The 19,330-nt window shown below is 31.1% G+C and carries 19 protein-coding genes; 6 read left to right on the top strand and 13 right to left on the bottom strand.

Going from position 1 to position 19,330, the window contains the following annotated elements:
- The 4 genes from Q0912_RS14020 to lptB all read left to right on the top strand — a co-directional run.
- A partial coding sequence (locus tag Q0912_RS14020) for a hypothetical protein (RefSeq protein ID WP_299116175.1) occupies nucleotides 1–832 on the top strand: 832 nt, incomplete at its 5' end.
- Between the two features lie 12 nt (nucleotides 833–844).
- On the top strand, nucleotides 845–1,447 hold the full coding sequence (locus Q0912_RS14015) for a DUF6705 family protein (protein WP_299116173.1): 603 nt from the start codon (nucleotides 845–847) through the stop codon (nucleotides 1,445–1,447).
- A gap of 11 nt (nucleotides 1,448–1,458) precedes the next feature.
- On the top strand, nucleotides 1,459–1,860 hold the full coding sequence (locus Q0912_RS14010) for a hypothetical protein (protein ID WP_299116171.1): 402 nt from the start codon (nucleotides 1,459–1,461) through the stop codon (nucleotides 1,858–1,860).
- Between the two features lie 254 nt (nucleotides 1,861–2,114).
- A complete protein-coding gene (gene lptB, locus Q0912_RS14005; protein WP_299116168.1) occupies nucleotides 2,115–2,855 on the top strand; it encodes an LPS export ABC transporter ATP-binding protein in 741 nt (246 codons plus the stop codon).
- Between the two features lie 189 nt (nucleotides 2,856–3,044).
- Here the strand turns inward: lptB and Q0912_RS14000 are convergent, their stop codons facing one another.
- Entirely contained in the window at nucleotides 3,045–3,917 is an 873-nt protein-coding gene (locus Q0912_RS14000) for a DUF808 domain-containing protein (protein WP_299116166.1), read from the bottom strand.
- Between the two features lie 21 nt (nucleotides 3,918–3,938).
- Nucleotides 3,939–4,697 carry a CDP-alcohol phosphatidyltransferase family protein gene (locus Q0912_RS13995; protein WP_299116164.1) on the bottom strand — a complete coding sequence of 253 codons (759 nt, stop codon included), beginning with the start codon at nucleotides 4,695–4,697 and terminating at the stop codon, nucleotides 3,939–3,941.
- Nucleotides 4,698–4,840: 143 nt separating this feature from the next.
- Here Q0912_RS13995 and Q0912_RS13990 point away from each other — a divergent pair, with 143 nt between their 5' ends.
- Both Q0912_RS13990 and Q0912_RS13985 read left to right on the top strand, forming a co-directional pair.
- Nucleotides 4,841–5,911: a PorV/PorQ family protein gene (locus tag Q0912_RS13990; RefSeq protein WP_299116162.1), complete on the top strand. Its 1,071-nt coding sequence runs from the start codon at nucleotides 4,841–4,843 to the stop codon at nucleotides 5,909–5,911.
- A gap of 120 nt (nucleotides 5,912–6,031) precedes the next feature.
- Nucleotides 6,032–7,159 carry a DUF4105 domain-containing protein gene (locus tag Q0912_RS13985; RefSeq protein WP_299116161.1) on the top strand — a complete coding sequence of 376 codons (1,128 nt, stop codon included), beginning with the start codon at nucleotides 6,032–6,034 and terminating at the stop codon, nucleotides 7,157–7,159.
- Between the two features lies 1 nt (nucleotide 7,160).
- On the opposite strand, the gene Q0912_RS13980 is transcribed toward Q0912_RS13985, so the two are convergent.
- The 11 genes from Q0912_RS13980 to Q0912_RS13930 form a co-directional block, all read right to left on the bottom strand.
- Entirely contained in the window at nucleotides 7,161–8,555 is a 1,395-nt protein-coding gene (locus tag Q0912_RS13980) for a sugar transferase (protein ID WP_299116158.1), read from the bottom strand.
- 55 nt (nucleotides 8,556–8,610) lie between these two features.
- Complete coding sequence (locus Q0912_RS13975) at nucleotides 8,611–9,618, bottom strand: glycosyltransferase family 4 protein (RefSeq protein WP_299116156.1); 1,008 nt, start codon at nucleotides 9,616–9,618, stop codon at nucleotides 8,611–8,613.
- The gene (locus tag Q0912_RS13970) at nucleotides 9,578–10,933 is read right to left on the bottom strand and encodes an O-antigen ligase family protein (protein ID WP_299116154.1); all 1,356 of its coding nucleotides are present in this window, start codon (nucleotides 10,931–10,933) and stop codon (nucleotides 9,578–9,580) included. Before Q0912_RS13970 ends, Q0912_RS13975 begins: the two co-directional genes overlap by 41 nt.
- A gap of 40 nt (nucleotides 10,934–10,973) precedes the next feature.
- On the bottom strand, nucleotides 10,974–11,732 hold the full coding sequence (locus Q0912_RS13965; RefSeq protein WP_299116152.1) for a transglutaminase-like domain-containing protein: 759 nt from the start codon (nucleotides 11,730–11,732) through the stop codon (nucleotides 10,974–10,976).
- Nucleotides 11,733–11,870: 138 nt separating this feature from the next.
- On the bottom strand, nucleotides 11,871–13,016 hold the full coding sequence (locus tag Q0912_RS13960; RefSeq protein WP_299116149.1) for a glycosyltransferase: 1,146 nt from the start codon (nucleotides 13,014–13,016) through the stop codon (nucleotides 11,871–11,873).
- On the bottom strand, nucleotides 12,980–14,032 hold the full coding sequence (locus Q0912_RS13955) for a glycosyltransferase (protein WP_299116147.1): 1,053 nt from the start codon (nucleotides 14,030–14,032) through the stop codon (nucleotides 12,980–12,982). Before Q0912_RS13955 ends, Q0912_RS13960 begins: the two co-directional genes overlap by 37 nt.
- A 2-nt stretch (nucleotides 14,033–14,034) precedes the next feature.
- Complete coding sequence (locus Q0912_RS13950; RefSeq protein ID WP_299116145.1) at nucleotides 14,035–15,312, bottom strand: glycosyltransferase family A protein; 1,278 nt, start codon at nucleotides 15,310–15,312, stop codon at nucleotides 14,035–14,037.
- A gap of 51 nt (nucleotides 15,313–15,363) precedes the next feature.
- A complete protein-coding gene (locus Q0912_RS13945; protein WP_299116143.1) occupies nucleotides 15,364–16,428 on the bottom strand; it encodes an exostosin family protein in 1,065 nt (354 codons plus the stop codon).
- 68 nt (nucleotides 16,429–16,496) lie between these two features.
- A complete protein-coding gene (locus Q0912_RS13940; protein WP_299116141.1) occupies nucleotides 16,497–17,693 on the bottom strand; it encodes a glycosyltransferase family 4 protein in 1,197 nt (398 codons plus the stop codon).
- A complete protein-coding gene (locus tag Q0912_RS13935; RefSeq protein ID WP_299116139.1) occupies nucleotides 17,690–18,478 on the bottom strand; it encodes a sulfotransferase family 2 domain-containing protein in 789 nt (262 codons plus the stop codon). Before Q0912_RS13935 ends, Q0912_RS13940 begins: the two co-directional genes overlap by 4 nt.
- Nucleotides 18,479–18,489: 11 nt before the next feature.
- Complete coding sequence (locus Q0912_RS13930) at nucleotides 18,490–19,311, bottom strand: sulfotransferase family protein (RefSeq protein WP_299116183.1); 822 nt, start codon at nucleotides 19,309–19,311, stop codon at nucleotides 18,490–18,492.
- Between the last annotated feature and the right edge of the window lie 19 nt (nucleotides 19,312–19,330).

The following is a 19,330-nucleotide window of genomic DNA, read 5'->3' as shown; positions in this document are numbered from 1 at the left end:
CACTTATGAATGCGTATTTGACTCTGGTGGAGATAACCCACCAGATGGAGGAGACCCCAATGCTGGTGGTAGTACTGGAGGTGATGGAACTGGTAATAGCTCAGGTAATACAAATATTGCTTCATTAACATCACCTGTGGGCAAAAAAGTTGGTGCCGCATCTAATGAGACCGATAATTGTAAAAGCCTTAAAGATTTAAGAAAAACAGACTCCTTAAGTCTAAATATTAAATCTATTATAGACCAACTTAGGCTAAAAACAAACGAAAAAGAAGAATGGTATCAAGAAGTAAAACGTCAATTTGGAGAAACGGATTATGAAACATTTCTTGTGTCCGGAGGAATTAAAAAAGGTGTAAACGACAAAAAATCAAAATTTACTACAGGAATTTTTTATATTGGTGTAATACATACACATCCTGAAGGGAAAAAACCAATGTTTTCTTGGACAGACTTACAAGCAGTCCGAGAAATTTACAGGGAAGTTGGTGCTTTTGGCAAAGACCATGTATTTAATATTTGTGTTAACCATAATGGCACAGTATATGCTCTAAAAGTGGATGATTACGAGGCATTAAATGCTAAAATTGAAAGTGATTGGGCAAATGCCAGAGGAAATAATGATGTAAAGAAAAGAAAAAACATTGAATATGAATTAGGAAAAGCATATAAGAATGACGATAATATTGAACGTGCCTTTTTAAGAAAATTCAAAAATCATGGTATATCCTTATATAAGGCGGCTGATGAAAATATAAGCAATTGGAACAAACTAGAATTAGATAATCCTAATTCAAGAAATTCAGAAGTAAACATCTTACCTTGTAACTAAAAACAAACCGTTATGAAACACATTATAACCACTATAGCAATATTCATTTTTGCAGTATTATTTTTTAACTGTAAGGCACAATCACCTATAAAATCAATTGATAGTTTAGATTGGGAATACCAAAACAACGCATACTATAAAGATCTAAACAACGATTTAGATGCCTTCGAAGGTACTTGGTTATATACTAATGGAAACACATCTCTAAAAATGGTATTAGAAAAAAGGACAATGCAATTTAATGGAGACTATTATACCGATTTAATAGTTGGTGAATACCAATATATTAAAAATGGTGTAGAGAAAATAAATACACTAAATCAACTTAGTCAAGACCTTGGAGAAAACCATAGTATTGAAGGAAATTTCACTAGAAAAACCTGCGAAGTTTCCCCTGTTGATGATTGTGTAGATGGTGAAATACGCTTGCAATTATATATGGATGACCCTTTAGTTAATTCAGGCTTAGACATTATCTTACATAATCGTGTTATTAATGGGGAAGATGCATTAAAAGTAAACATGTCATCTGGATATGGGTTAACTAAAGAAGAAGATATAGTTGAACCAACTTTGGGCTTTCAATTAGAAAATATGGTGTTTATAAAGCAGTGATTTAATTATAAATGAAGTATACCTTAGTTATAATAACAGTATTCATTTTTGCAGTATTATTTTTAAACTGTAAGGCACAATCGCAGGCTCAACAAATTATTAATTACAATAGCTTAATCATTGGTACTTGGATATCAGAAGATGACCCTGACTATAAAATTGAATTTACTAGTCAAGGTATACAAAAAGAATATGTTAATAATGAACTTCAAGAAGAAATTTATCAGTATAGTATTATTCCTTCTTGCGGTTCAAATTCAAATAATGGATTTGATGTTTTTTTAAAAAGACAAACGAATATTATAGATTATACATGTGATATCATTAATAATATTCATACAGACTCGAATGGAATTATAACACTATCTATTACAACTGAAAGCGGTCAATTAGACAGATATATTAAACAATGAAAAAAACCTTTATCCTTATAAAGTATCACTAAAATCGCTCTTATTTGTGTTACTGTAAAACCTAACTATTTCATAAGTATCAACCACTCTTTAACATCAACTTCTTTTGATGATGTTACGTAGCTCTTCAATTTTCACATGCTTTTGCAAAACTTGTATAGGTTAATTCCATAAGAGCAAAATTCAACTTATTATATAGTTAATAATTACTTAATCTATATGATTTTCTTATTTTTAACGTTCTAAATAGCATTATGAAGTTACGTGCAGAAAATTTAATGAAGTCCTATAGCGGGCGAAAAGTGGTAAAAGATGTTTCTCTAGAAGTTAATCAGGGAGAAATCATTGGTTTACTTGGCCCTAATGGTGCTGGTAAAACCACATCGTTCTACATGATTGTGGGTATTATAAAACCTAATGGTGGTAATATCTATTTAGATGATACCAACATTACTAAATACCCAATGTACAAACGCGCACAAAATGGTATTGGTTATTTAGCACAAGAAGCTTCTGTATTTAGAAAATTAAGCATAGAAGATAATATTCTTAGTGTACTACAGCTGACCAATTTAAGCAAAAAGCAACAGCACGAAAAAATGGAATCGCTTATTGAAGAGTTTGGTTTAGGACATATTAGAACCAATAGAGGAGATTTGCTTTCGGGTGGAGAACGTCGACGTACTGAAATTGCCAGAGCTTTAGCAACTGATCCTAATTTTATTCTTCTGGATGAACCCTTTGCAGGAGTAGATCCAGTTGCTGTAGAAGATATTCAGCGTATAGTAGCCAAACTCACCAAAAAGAATATTGGTATCCTCATTACAGACCACAATGTACAAGAAACCTTGGCTATTACAGACAGAACATATCTTATGTTTGAAGGTGGTATCCTCAAAGCTGGAGTCCCAGAAGAACTGGCAAATGATGAAATGGTACGTAAGGTATATTTAGGTCAGAATTTTGAGCTTCGTAAGAAGAAATTAGAGTTCTAAATCCAATTAAATCCCTCAATAAAAACAATAAGCCCTAATATAAATATCAACAGAGCACCCAAATAAAGTTTAAGCTTTCTGTTAGGTTTATTTAATTTAGTTTTAGCAAATCTGTTAAGTAGAAAAGCGATTATTACTAATGATAAACCAATGACTTTCGCTACCCAATCGTACATTGTAAATCACTTTTTATTTTTTCTTAGGCAAAAAAAGTTTTACAGTTTTAACAACAAGTAAACAAATAATTCCAACGGCAAGACCAATAATAAAATCTCTTAATATGCCTGGTATACCTTCTAAAAGATGATGGAAGTATTCGATATTATGTACAAAAATTCCTCCTGCTACCAATAATAAAGCCAGTGTTCCTATTACTGATAATGCTTTGATAATCCACGGCAGTGCTTTAGTTAATCCCATACCAAGATTATATAAAAATCCAGAATTGGACTTGCTCTTTTGAATAAGCTTTAACCCCATATCATCCATACGCACTATAAGTGCAACAATACCATATACACCAACTGTAGCAATTAATGCAATTATAGAAACAACAATGATTTGAGTGGTTAAATTTTCTTTAACTACGGTACCTAATGCAATAATCACAATTTCAACAGAAAGGATGAAGTCAGTAATAATTGCAGATTTAATCTTCTTTTTTTCAACTTTAAGCAATTCTTCAGTCGAAATATTGTGTTGTGCAGCCACTACTCTCTTCTCAGTTCTATGAAAAAAGAATTCATAAATTTTTTCTGCACCTTCGTAAGCCAAATACAGTCCTCCCAGTACCAAAACAACAATGACCATTTTTGGTATAAAAGCACTCATTAAAAAAGCTATTGGTAATATAATGAGCTTATTTATTAAAGACCCTTTAGAAATTGCCCATAGTACAGGGAGCTCCCTCGATGGACTAAAGCCAGAAGCTTTCTCGGCATTTACCGCTAAGTCGTCGCCTAAAATCCCTGCTGTTTTTTGGGTTGACACTTTGGTCATTGTCGCAACATCATCCATAAGTGCTGCAATGTCGTCTAATAATGCAAAAAAGCCTGAAGCCATTTATATATTTAGTAAAATTTGTTAATTGATTTGTTTCTGATTTAACACTGATAATAAAATGTATAGAATGATAATAACTGGTATTGCCGCAAACTGCAAAACAATTAATAGCACTAAACCAAGTATTAAAAAGATATAACGTGTTGCATTATTCTTAAAACTCCAGTCTTTAAACTTTAACGCAAATAATTTAATCTTAGAGTTGAGTAAATAACAACTTAAAAGTGTTATTCCTATTAAAAACCACTTATTAATAATAATAGAATTCATAATATCATTATTTTGAAACTCTAAAATCATTGGTAATGATAAAATCAATAAGGTATTTGCTGGTACAGGAAGCCCTTTAAAATACGTTTGCTGGTCTTCATCTAAATTGAATCTGGCTAAGCGATATGCAGATGCTAACGGAATAAATAAGCCTATAAGCGGTAAAACAGATAATTTAAAACCTTGCCAATGAAAAATAGAATTCCAACTATCACTGTGAGTCGAATAATCTGGCGCATCTACGGTTAAGGAAATTAATTTAAACATAATAATTCCTGGCACTACTCCACTAGTAACCATATCTGCTAAAGAATCTAGTTGAATTCCTAAGGGACTTTGCACATTGAGTTTACGTGCTAATAGACCATCAAAAAAATCAAAAAATATACCTAAAAACACAAACATTGCAGCCACAACAAAATTTCCATAGACCGCAAATACCACAGCAATACAACCCGAAAACAAATTGAGAAGTGTAACTATATTGGGTAGATGTCGTTTTAAACTCATGGACTTAGTTTTTGTAAAAATAAAAAAGTATTTGAGCTTAACTTGTTATTTTTTTCAAATTGCCCCTTTATTAAACAATAAGTAGCTTATTTTGAAGTTAAATAAATAGAAAAATTGTGCATCTTTGTAAAAAAATATTGCTGTTGAAAAATTACATTGTAATTCTCTTAACACTTGCTACACTTTTTGTTTCGGCTCAGACTACAAGAAAGTATTCTAATGAATTTATGAATATTGGTGTGGATGCTGCTGCATTGGGTATGAGTAATGCTGTTGTATCACAAACCAGTGATGTAAATTCCGGATACTGGAATCCGGCAGGATTGGTATACCTCGAAGACAAGCAATTGGCTTTGATGCACTCTAGCTATTTTGCTAACATAGCCAATTATAACTACATAGGTTTTGGTATGCCATTAGATGATAGAAGTGCTGTTGGTGTATCTTTAATTAGATTTGGTGTTGATGATATTTTAGATACCACACAGTTGATTGATGATGAAGGTAATATTAACTATGACAGAATAAGTACATTCTCTACTGCAGATTACGGATTAACCTTTTCATATGCCAGAAAGTTACCTTTAGATGGTTTAAATTTTGGCGTAAACGCCAAAGTAATACGACGAATTATTGGCGATTTTGCTTCGTCTTGGGGGTTTGGACTCGATGCAGGTATACAGTTTGAAAATAAATCGGGATGGAAGTTTGGTTTAATGGCAAGAGACATAACTACAACATATAATTCCTGGTCTATTGACGAAGATAATTTTGAACGAATTAGCGGAGCAATTGAAGGGCAGAATCAGGAATTACCAGAAACTACAGAAATTACAATTCCTAAATTACAAATTGGAATGTCTAAACAATGGATTTTCCATTACGACTACTCGCTATTAGCAGCAGCCAATCTAAATGTACGTTTTGAAGAGAATAATGATGTATTTTCCACCTCATTTGCAAGTATAAATCCAGCTTTAGGATTTGAATTTGGTTACACTGATCTGGTCTTTTTAAGAGGTGGAGTCGGTAACTTTCAGAATGAAAGACAAATTGATGATTCTGAAAATCTAACATTTCAACCTAATTTTGGCGTAGGATTTAAGTATAAAGGTATACAACTTGATTATGCTTTTACAGATATAGGTGATCAAAGTGCAGCTTTATATTCTAACGTATTTTCTTTAAAAATAGATTTTAGTGTTTTTAGATAAATAGGTATTCCTATGGCTACAAGGACATTTATTAGTAGAATATAACACATAGATCAATTAAATTAGTAAGTCTAGATTTTGGTAAAAAAAACACTTTCTTTTCTATTTCTTTTTATAACATTGGCAATATTTGGTCAACAACATACGCTGTCTGAAGAAGCAGAAGTATCTGTACTAACTTTTGGCCCAGGACAATCATTAAACGACTCCTTTGGCCACAATGCTTTTAGAATTACAGATAATAAAAAAGGTATTGATTTAGTGTATGGCTATGGAGAATATGATTTTGACGCCCCAAATTTCTATTTAAAATTTGCAAGAGGAAAGTTAAACTACCTTATAAGCAAACATAAATTTTCTGATATATACTACCACTATTCTAGTTATAATAGACGTATAGATGAACAGGTATTAAATCTCTCTTTAGAAGAAAAACAAAAACTTTTTAATTTTTTAGAAAATAATTACAAGCCTGAGAATAGAAAATATAAATACGATTTCTTTTATGACAATTGTGCTACACGAATAAGAGATGTCGCAGCTATAGTCACAAATTCTAACATAGATTTTACATTACCTGAAAATTTTGAACCTAAAACGTTTAGAGCATTAATACACGAACATTTAAATCGTAATTCCTGGGGAAGCTTAGGAATAGATATAGCATTAGGCGCGGTTATTGATAAAGAAGCTAAACCAAAGGAATACATGTTTTTGCCGAAGTATATCTATTTATTTTTTGATGTTGCCAAAATAAATGGCAAAGAAAATCTAATAAAAAATTCATCTACTTTATATAAGAATAGAGCTAAAAAATCAGCATCTAACTTTCTGTATAGTCCTTTAATGATTCTAGGTATAATTGCAGCTCTTATTCTATATATCACTTATAGAGATTCAAAAAATAAAACACGTAGTAATTGGTTAGACATTACCTTATTTACTCTTACGGGAATAATAGGCGTATTGCTCTTATTACTGTGGTTTACAACTGATCATTCTGCAACTGCTCAGAATTATAATGTACTTTGGGCTGTACCGCTTAATATATTTGTAATAGGTCAACTCTTTAAAACACAAATTAAAAACTGGTTTAAAGCCTACCTTAAGCTTTTAATTATAATGCTCTGCCTATTAACTTTGCATTGGCTTATCGGAGTTCAAGTATTTGCTATAGGTTTAATTCCTTTGCTGATTGCTTTAACGCTTAGGTATATTTATTTGTTAAGGTTTTATAGTAGAAATTAGTTTATTGCCCTCTGTAATACAAAATTGTACTTAAAGTTTTAATCGTTATACTAAAGTCTAAGAAGATGCTTCTGTGCTTTATATAATATAAATCGTATTGTAGTTTAGTTAAACTATCGTCAATAGACGATCCGTATCTTGTATTAACCTGTGCCCAACCTGTAAGACCAGGTTTAATGATATGACGTGTTTCGTAAAATGGAATAATACGTGATAGCTCATTTACAAAAAATGGGCGTTCTGGTCTTGGACCAATAATACTCATATCACCTTTTAAAACATTAAAAAATTGAGGGATTTCATCTAATCGAGAACGTCTTAAAAATCTTCCGAAAGCTGTGACGCGCTTGTCATCTTTTTGAGCCCATTTAACACCATCCTTTTCGGCATTGATCACCATAGTTCTCAACTTTAATATTCTAAATGGCTTACTGTTTCTACCAACTCGTTCTTGAGAATAAAATATTGGTCCTCGGTTACCTAATGCATTACCAATAAGCAATAATGGTAATAAAAGTAATCCGGTGATCAGACCTAAAATAGCAATTATAATATCAAAAGCACGTTGAAAAAAAATGTAAAGTTTATTCTCGTTACTTCTGCTAAATGGGAAGTATTTATAAAAGTCCTTGCCTACAAACTGAATTGGTACTCTATAGAGTAATTCTTCATATACCTGAGTATATTCTCTTATTTTAAACCCTCGCTCCATTAATAGCATTAAGTCGTGATAAACCTCAGCAATAATGGATTCGGTATTAAAGCTTGCAACTAATACTTCAGAAATCCTTTCTCTTTCAATAATTTCTAAAAAATCTTTAGCTATAAACTCTTTAAGTCCTTTAAATTTTACAGATTCTGATGTTGAAACTTCACTATTTATAAATCCAACAATTTTATAATTTGGATCTGAAGTATCTAACGCTTTAATTAAACCGTCAATATTAGAAACCTCTCCTACCAAAAGGACACGCTTATAGAATCTGGGAGATTCAATGAGGTTTATATATACTAATCGCCATAATAAAATGGAAATAATGATAGCCATAAAAAAATACACTATCTGTATACGTTCTTCAGGTAAATATGGAGATAGAACAGGTGTTAAAAGATAAAACAATACAACTGTAGATGTTGTGATAACTATATTCCTAAATGTAGTATCTAGCTTACTTGCTTTTTGTAGATCATAGAGTTCAAATACGGTTCCGAAAATGGTAATATACACTCCTAACAATATTAGAGCGACCGTATTATCTTGACTAAATTGAATGTATTCAAAATCAAAAAATAGATCTAAGCAATATATGGAAAGAAAAACCATAGATAGATCCACGATTCTAAGTAAAATCTTTCGCTCTGAAACTTCAAAATGAATTCCTTTTTTATGCTTCATGTAGAGGGTTAGTAATAGGTAAAGATAATAAGTACATTTTATTTTTAACTTTAAATCAAGACAAAAGTGCCTCCCATTTAGGTTTAACAACTTCCCAATCAAATTGTTCAACTTTTTTTCGGGCATTTATAACCATACTATCTTTTAGTTTTTTATCTTTTTTTAAATTGATTATTTGATCAACCATTTCTTCTACATTAGTAGGAGGTACTAAAATTCCTTCTTTTTTGTCTATTATTAAATTAGGTAATCCTCCTACATTAGTAGAAACTACTGGTAAGCCTAATGCCATAGCTTCAATGACACTCACAGGTGTATTATCGAAATTTGTTGTATTAATGAAAATATTACTCTTTTCTGATAATGCCAACCAATCTTTTTTAGATAATTTTCCAGTAAAATTAACCTTTACATTGTTCTCTTCAGCCAGATGTTTCACTTTTGATAATGTTCCGTCGTTATCAGGACCTACCATTGTTAACTGTGTTTTGTAGCCTTTCTCGATAAGTTGCTTTAATACCAAAACTGCCATTTTTGGATTATACAGCTCGGCAAATGACCTTACCCATAGAAGTTTAATAGTATCAATTTCTCTATTTTTAAATTTGTATCTATTTATCTCAATGGTATTTGGTATAAAAGTAATATCGCTATAACCATATTTATTAAAAATAGTTTTTAAAAAACTTGATGGAGCAATTAATTTATAAGCATATTTAAAAATAGCTTGACTCATTTTAGGATTTTTAATTAGTCTGCTTTCTAAATCACCTCCTCTTAAAATTGGAATATATTTAATATTAAACCACTTGCATATTTGAGCTATAATTAGAGCATAATAAAAATTAGCAGTACTATAAGTATCAATTAATACATAATCTGTCTTATTTTTATTATTGAGTACTAGCATTGTCATATCCAATAATCTTAGAATTTTATTGGATTTATTAGACGCGGTTTTTACATGGTATAGCCCACTTAAGAAGTTACCAAGCACCTCTATTGAAGTAACAGTTTTACCCTTATTTGATAAGACGTTTCCTATGTAGAGGACGTTTTTCATACTTAACATTTAATAATGATAGTGAATACAGAAATGCAGGTGCAGCAATCCTCATTGCTGAGTGGTTTATCGTCGCAAACCAAAAAGCCAAGAATGCATAAAAGAATATATTATTCTTATTTCTGGAGCGATAGGATAATGGCGTAAATATAAGTATCAATAAAATAATAATACCAATGAGTCCATGCTCAGATAATAATCTACTGATTTCGTTATGAGATACCACACCTTTACCTCCCATACCTAAACGCCTATCCTTAACTCTACTTGCACCAATCCCTAAAAACGGTGATTGTATAAAGCCTTCTATTTCATCCATAAAGAGTTCTACTCGCCCTGTAGTTATATCATCTTTACCTCTTCCTAAAGCATCCTCATTAGCATAACGCTTATCAATTAAACCCATGGTCATGGCTGAACTAATCATCCATGTAACTATAATGCTAGTTAAAAATAAAAAGAAAGATATTGCTAATTGATTTCTTTGTTTTCTCGAGGACTTATTGTACAACAATACTACAAAAGCTGCAATTACTATTATTGCAGTAAACACACCACCTCTGCTAAAAGTAACTACAGCTCTAAAAGATATTAAAGCTAGTAATGACATATTCAAAACTTTAAGGAACAAGGTTGGGGAATGCAATAATAGACGTACCGTAAAAACAATCATACCAAGACCTAGAATAGTAGAAACCTGATTTGGACCAAATCCACCTGAGGCTGCGAAATTTGATGATGTACCCGAGAGTGTTTCTTCTATACTTGGATTATAGAAATATAGATACATCGTCATACTTACGATAGGTAGTGAGGCGTACATTAAAATGTTAGTTAAGGCATTGATCGAAATCTTTCTATCATACGCAAATAAAGCAGCTAAGCCCAAACAAGTTGGTCCACTTAAAACAAAAGCCACATTGGTTCTAAAGTTAGCTTCCAGACTTAAATTCATAGATGCTAAAATCACTGAAGGTACAAGTAGCACTAAATAAATAAAATAAGAATAACCTTTTCCTGAGATACCCTTATAAAACATACCAATCAGTACAAAAACTATAATAAGGTATTTTGAAGCTTCATAGGCCAATCCGCCTTTAGTCATTCTAAACAGTACTTCTGCACCTACAAAATATGCACAAGCCTGCAAAACAGCAATTGTTTTTTTATTCTTTGGACTAATTATTATATTAACAAAAAAGTAAAGCAAGGCAAGATTAAAATAAACCTTAGATACCGGAAGCGCCAAATAAATTACAACACCGAGTACAGCATGTAAAATAATTAAGAATACGTATTTGTTATTTGACTTCAAAAAAACAGGGTTATATAACCTTTATATAGATGCAATAAAATTAAGCAGATTTAAATAAATCATTATAATCGGAAAGCGGAAACTTATATTTATAACTTCTACCAGTCATATATACCAAAAAATGAATCACAAAAATAGGAAACCATTGTTTTAGGCCTCTCAAATAGCTATCATATAATTTATTTTTGTACGAAACAATAAGGTATGGAGTTGCTGATGGATTATAAAAATAATTCTGTAATTGTTTATCTTCCTTTTCAATACCTAACAAGGAAGAATGTCTTAAATTTCCATTTGCTGTGAATACTTCTAATGTTGAAAGAGGCTCTACATTATCTTCTAGATAGAATAATATACACCTCGAAACATCTATTAATATCCATTTATTCATTTCTTTAGAAAAGATTTCATTTACCGCATGCCCACCATAACGCTTATCAAAAGGCATTATAGTTATACCCCATTCTTTTACTAATATTCCATTAATAACACAAAAGTTATTAAATACTTGAGATAAATCGCTACATACACCACCACGTCCATCTAACATACTAACAAGAGCTTCATCTGAAGGAAGACTCAAACCAGGACCGCCTTTAATATTAGACCTAAGCCATAGTGCAATTTGTTTTGCTTTTTCTAATTCGGTTGCTGGTAGTTTATTTTTGAAAATCTCTTTATTGATCTCATAATAGATTTTAGGGATATCCTTTTCTTGATTGTATTTATTATAAGTTTCTTGATTAACCTCTTCTGTATCGGCATTATGAGATAATAGTCGAAATCTTGTATAGTACAAGAATGGATGCCTTTTTAAAACTTTTTTGATTCTTCTTCTAATCAACTCCCTAAAATAATGATTAATAGCGCTCTAAATTTAAATAAAATAATACGCTCACAAAAAAGTATCTCAGTAAATTGTAAATATTTACAAAAATTACAGTGTCTCTAATTCAAAAATTTCATTTTTGATTCTATCTAAATATATCTTATAGGTGAATCTGTTAGCTATTTGGTAATTGTTGCTTATCATTTTATAAAAAAGATGTTCGTCAATCTGTAAAGCCCTTATTAATGTCTCAACAATACTACTAACCTCTATACTTCTCAGTAGATAACCATTATTTTCGCCTATTATTTGAGGAATACAAGATACGCTTGACACTATTGGGAGACAACCATAGTTCATAGCTTCACTAATTACTTTAGGAAATCCTTCGCTTTTGGAAGGCAAAACAATATAATGGGATTTTGTATAAATTGAAACAACGTCCTTTTTAGATAAGTACCCATAAAAATTAATGTTTAATCCTGTACTTTTTTTAAATAGAGTATCTCTCAGTACACCATCGCCAACAATATTTATCTCATTGATTAAAGATGGTTCTAGTTGTTTAACTGCTTCTATTAAATTTAGCACTCCTTTATTGTCATTTAAACCACCAACAAAGCAAATATTATATGGCTTTTTAACTGCTTTTTGCTCAACAATAGTTTTACCCAAACCTCTATCTTCATCATCTAAACAAGGATTATCAAAAGCCAAGATATTCTTAGGTTGATTATCCCACAACCCATTAACTGTTATTTTACTATTGCGTTTTAGACTTTTGAGCTTATTTCGCTGCCAACTATAGGATTTTGAAGTTTTGCCAACCCAACTACCAGCATACTTAAACCAAAAATTTTTATCGGGATATTTTATAGAAAGTCGTGTTGCGATAATTGAGGGATTTGATGGTGCCCTTACATGTATAAAAGCATGTTTTTTGACCTGATGATTGATTACAGACCACATTTTAGGGTAATTTATAAGAATATTTATTTTACTTAAAAAACTACGTCCACCAACTTTTTGCAACGCAATAACTTTAATTTTATCGGAATTAATTTGTTTATACGATGCATTGTTTAACTGATCATTTCGGTTAAACCCAATCCATGTTATTTCTGAAAATAATGACAAACAATATTCCAGTTCTGTAACAACAGGCCCAAAAGCATACCAATGGCTATCCTTTTGATACATCCCTGTATCAGAAATCACTAAGAGTTTATAACCTTTTGATATATGCTTAGACATCTATTAATATAATTATTACTGCTAAAATAATCACTATATACCTGTTCTAAAGAAGTAGATGAAAGTTTATCCAGTTCTTTTACTTTCAAAGACCAGGATTCTAAATTAAACTTTGAAATAAAACATTGTGGTAATTCACTTTTAATCGTTTTAAAAACTTGTCCAGTTGCAAACGCCAAAAAAGGTAATCCCTGTGCAAGATATTCTATAAGAACTAATGGACCAGTCTCTTGATGCGATGTATGAATAGCATATTTATAGTTGTACAGTTCTGGTTGTATATTATTACAATCATGAACAAATTTAACATGCTCTCCATAGTCTAGCTGAGAAACTAATTCTTCAAGCTCATTAAAATAATCTTCGTCTCGTATTTTACCAAATATGGTTAATCTTTCATTTAAATGCTTTGCTAGCCGAATTGCATAATCGATATTCTTAACCCGACTAATATTAGACACTATTACAATACCTCTTTTTATCGCTTGCTTTTCATCTACATTTTGCTTAGCAATTGTATTTTCTAATAGAAATATTTTCCCTTCGGGCAAGCGTAACCTTTCTCTCGCCCAAATACAATTACTCTGACTAACGCCTATAAAATAATCTGGCTTAAAAACAGATTGAAATAGTTTATCCTTTACAGAACGTGCGCTTAATTTAGAAACCCCGAAATAATGGCTATGATCGTGAAATATTAGCTTATGATTTTGTTTACTAAAATACCTGGATGCCAAAGACACATATCTAAAATTATGTTTTAAATGTATATGGACTAGGTCATACTCATCAATTAATTGAGATACTTCTTTTAGCTTTTTTTTGTCAAACCTTCTTTTTCTCTCTAAAAAAAATACAGGGATTTTAGTATTTAACAAGCCACATAATTCGCCTTTTTCTACTAAAATTAAAACTGCTGCATCTACCTTTCTCTCGTACAACAAGTTAGATAACAATACAGTAATATGCTCTGCACCACCTACTTTTAACGTATCTATAACTTGTAATACTTTCATTATCATAATTCTGCTATTAATGCACCATAATCTATCTTTTTACTTGCAAGGTACCACGATCTACAAACTTGAAATATTACAATAGGTGATAGAACAAAAGCTATAATAAAACCAAAGAATAAAGCCATCTTATTGCCTTTAAAGCTATAAGGAATTACTGAAGGAGGCACAGTCTTTAGTAATGATAATAACGTACGCTTGGTACCATAATAACGTCTAAAGTAATACAAAACGCTTGGAATAGGCCGAGGACCAAACCATTTTTTTGGTCTAAATCCATCCCAACTTCCCATTTCTCTTAAACCTCCTGAACCAACTTTAAGGTGTAAACGCTGAGCGAACGGGTTAGAGACATTTAAAAAACCATTAACATGCGCTCTTAATCCATATTCTCCGTCACCCATACGCTGCTTTTCAAATTGTCTATCAAATAATCCTATGTTTCTAAAAACCTGTTTTTTTATGAGAACATTACCTGTATCTAACTGATCAGATCTTCTAAAGAAAGTATAATTCTCCGGAACTTTGGCTCCTACAAGAGATATGGATACACCCGAAGAAATATCTGCATTAAAAAAATCTAAACATTTTACATGGTTTGAAATCCAATTAGGTTCTACTCTACTATCATCATCAAATAATAATAAGAATTCTCCTTTACTCATTTTTATTGCCTCATTACGTGCTAACCATAGTGCTCTTTCTTTTTGATGGTGAACTATTAAATCTAATTCAAAATCTTTATAAAAATCATTGTTAAAAGGGTCGGATTGATCTATAATAATGACTTCAAAATTTAAATAATCTTGCTTCTCTAAATCACTAAGTACATCCTTTAAGTATTTATATCTATTTAGAGTAGGTATGACAACACTTACCAATGACTTTTCCCTCAATAGTTTGGAATCAAATGTTTTCCATTTAGGATATAAAATTGGTGTTTTTAAGTATTTTGAGCGTTTTACCGATCTAGACTTTAAAAATGCATTTATCTCTGTAAACGGATTCTTTAGCGTTACAACTCTAAGTAATAAGATATATACAGCCCATACCTGATTAAAATATTTTCTAATAAATCTGTAATTATCAACCTTAGATAGGGTCTTAAAAGTACTAAAGGTTTTTACTTCACCTATAAAACCCAACTGCAATGCTTGCCATGATAAATCGTAAAGAGTAGCATCTTTATCTTTATAATTCTCATCTTTTGTTAATACTATTTTTACCGACTCTGGTAAATCATTGTAAACAGGAAAAACAAAAGATTGCTTTGCTTGCAAGGCAAAATAGTTAGTCGGTTGAATATATTTTAAAAAAGTGAAAGGCAAATTTTATTCTAAATGGTTAAAAATTGTTTCAAAATACGATTTTAACTGAAGCTTATCTTCCCACAATCTCCTATTTTCCTTAAACTTGGCATTTAGTTTACCTTCATCTAATCTAGAATGATAATCTATTACTATATCTGCAACACGATGTCTGTCTTTATAATCAACCCAAACAACGTGATTTTTCCAATTTAAGTCATCATCGTGTGGCAAGATACAATCTGTATTTAAAAAAACAGGGATTCTACCCATAGCCAAGGTTTCATAAAATCTGACCGAAAAATTCCCAACTCCTCTTACACACAGTACATAATCAGAATCTTTTATATTATCAAAAAATTCATAGGTCGTTTTATGTGTATTTCTTCCTTTTAAAAACTCTACACCTGCTCTATGCGCTTTTCTTAAAATAAAATTGGAGTTTATTTTATTATTACTCTTCAAACGTGTTATAAGCTTATATCTAAGATGTTTTGTAGCTATTAATTGATGTGGAGTCTTATACCTCAACCCTGTATAATACAACATATTTCTTAACGCTATTTTTGCTAATTCTTTAATTGTTTCAAATGTATTAGAATCAGCCTGACCACAGAATCCAACAGTAGGGTTGGTATTATATGGCCTGGTATATACTGTATCTGTTTGATAATATTTTTTTAGTGGGTCAGGTACAAAAACAGGCAAACCATTATGTTTGCTATTAAGTTTAGACTTATAACCTTGAGCCCTTAAAACAATTACATCGAGGTGTTTTGGTATTTTTATCCCAAAATCACTAGGTATAAAAACCAAAACTTGCTTATTTAACTTATTAGCTTTTTCTATAAATTGAATTGCTTTCTCTGATTGATTTGTTAACTTATAATACAACCATGACATAGTTAGAATAGCAAATTTTGCATCTTCTATTTTATCTGTAAAAGTATAGTCTTTATCAGATATACCATATTGTGCTATCCGCTGTTGATCCGTGAAATTTGGCCCTTTAATAAAAGGCTTTAACATAGGAAACAGATGTCTTCTATGATTCTTGTCGTAGTGTTTGTTAGGGAAAAACAATATCATAAGCGAAAAGTACAGAACTTTATATTAATTCTCAAAAGAAGTAGCTAAAAATAAGCTAGAGATATCAATCAAAACGAACTAACCCTATCACAGTAAAAGTCTATGAACTGTTTTCTTTGATTTTCCAGATTGAATTCATTTTTCACTCTTTTTAAAGCATTCTGAGAAACTTCTGTTTTTTCTTTATTATCGAGTTCTAAAACGTACCGTATTTTTCTTGAAACTTCTTGTGGGTTTTGTTTAGGCACTAACCATCCTGTTTTTCCATCTATTATGTTTTCTTTTAATCCGCCAACATTTGTCGCTACACATAACTTACCCAATGCTTGAGCCTCTATAACCGCATTGCAAAAGCCTTCATTGATACTCGTCTGTATATAGAGGTCGCTACTGGCGATTAGTTCTAATGTTTGTTTATGCTCTAATTTATAATGAAAAAAGACGTTATCCTCTAGCCCTAATTGCATAACGAGAAATAAATAGCGTTCTCGTTCTTTAGTGTTGCCATCACCAATTATATGAAATTCAATGTCTGCATATACTTCTTTCAGTATTGCAATGGTTTTTATACCTGTAGTAAGGCCCTTTATCCAATTTAATCGCGCAACTGAACATAGTTTAAGATTTTTATTTTGTTTTATATGAGATGATTCAGTTATAGCTTTAATCTTATTGATATCTACTGCAGGCGCAATAATAGAATATGGAATATTTTTGGGTAATCCTAAACGTAAAGCTTCACTATATAGATATTTAGAAATTGAGTGTACTTTATCAATATTTTCCCAAAGCAAAGTATAGCAATTCTTATGCTTTTTAGGGTATATATTAATGTCAAAACCTCTTAAGCTAACTGCCATTTTTGCATTAATAGCCTTGGCTATTAATTCGCTCCCTATAGCTTGAGTGGCAAACCCAAAATGCAGCCAATCCAGATGTTTTTTAAGAATATGACTATTGAGAAAAATTTGTTTTAATATATCGCTACTTTGCTGTTTTGATAATTTTGAAAGCCTATAGAATTTCAGCACTTTTTTAATATGAGGAAAAAGTGTCACAACCGTCCACAGCAAGTTAAATACTAATACGAGTTTATTTTTATGAACTTGAGGTGTTTTGTATACAGGACAGAGGTTGAAATTTGGCCTTACTGTCTGCACAAATAATGCAACTGAATAACCATTATCCTGAAGCCCTTTGATTTTATTAACAAAAAATGTTTCAGAATAACGAGGAGTTGCAGGTAAGACGAGACCTATTTTCATTTTTTTGCAACTTTTAGTTGAACATTATTATAAAACTGGTAAGCTTTAGCCAGTTTTTCTCGTGCCTTTAGCTCTTCTTCATATGATATAACTATAGTTTCATTTTTTCCAAATACACGTTCTTTTTTCACTTGCAATTCTTTACCAATCAATAAACTCAAATCGGTGATAGCCTCTTCAAACTTTTCTTGGTGGTAAATCGCATCGAGTTTACTAATATTATGCAAAGCTTCTTCAACATTACCTGTTTCAGAAAACATATATAATTGATTCTGAATATGTTTCATTGGCACATTATCTAAAAAATCATTGAAGCTATTACCTAACCAAACTGTTTGCTTATATATCGTATTGTAGTAGGGCTCTATTGAGGTAGCCTCCTTTGGATCGAGATCTTTCACCCATTTTAAATATCTGTATAATGAAACTAAACGTTTGTAAGGATCTCTTAACATACAAAATACAAATGTATTTGTAGGAATATTCAGATTCCAATAGGGAATATGAGAATTCGCATAAAAATAACAACCATCATTGATTAAGTTCTCATTATTCCTTACAAAAACATAGCTCCCTTTTATTAATAGTGCTTTACGCTTAACAGATTTAAGATTTAAACCTGCTATATTCCAAAACGCTGAGTTAATACTTGTTCCTGCACTTTTTCTTATATGTACGTGATATACTCTATCATATTGCTTAAGATAAGGTGCGTTTTTATTGTACACATACCTTGCATAATGGGCTTTAAAACGTTTATATCTTCTTTTTAAAAAAGTTCTCACTTAATCACAACTTAATTTTTGGTATATGCTGTTACCTTGAATCGGTCTAAAATACCTTTGATAGCCATAGTATCTATATCATATTCATGTTTTGAATCTTTATCATTATCTCTAATATAACTTTTAGGATGTGTTTTAGAAGAAGGCTTACTGTACACGTCTTCTATATTAGACAAAGGCTTTATATTAAGCGTTTTACACAAATCATAATATATATTTATATCTGCCTTTAATTCTTCATAATGAAGAACTATGAAGTTGTTTTGATTAGTAGGGCTTAAATCAAAAATCACTTTATTTTCTATGCACCATCTCAATGTTAAAATCTCAATGTCATTGAAACTATCGAGCTCTTTCCATTGAAAACTATATTTATGTTCTAAAATACGTGTTAAATGTTCTTGCTTCTTAAAATGGGTAAGATCGTAGAGCCAACTAAATTTTACTCGGTTTTGTGAAAAAACCACATCGTAAGGGTTTCTTATAAAAAACAACACAGGAATGTCGTAAAACGAATTAAGAAATGATACTCCTAAATTACATCGTACAAATTTTATAATATATTTCTTAGGTAGAAATGGCCATAAATGCATTTTAAATCTACGGTTGCTTATTTGTCCAATCCAGTCAGAATCTACTCTATTGTTAAGAACTCGGTTTATGTACTTTTTCTGGGACGATGTAATTGATTCTTTAGAAAGGTACTTATCACAAATAAGGTGTCCTTCTTTAGTTTGAAATTCATGCTCAGGTTCAAACAAAAGTCTATATCTAAATTGTAATGCAATTATTTCTGCAAGCCAACTTGTTCCGCTGCGTGCTGAGCCAGCTATTATAATATGTTTATTAAAT

This window comes from uncultured Winogradskyella sp., assembly GCF_947498345.1.
Classification (GTDB): Bacteria; Bacteroidota; Bacteroidia; order Flavobacteriales; family Flavobacteriaceae; genus Winogradskyella.
Note: the sequence above shows the minus strand (reverse complement) of the source record. Positions and strands in the feature narration are given on the sequence as shown.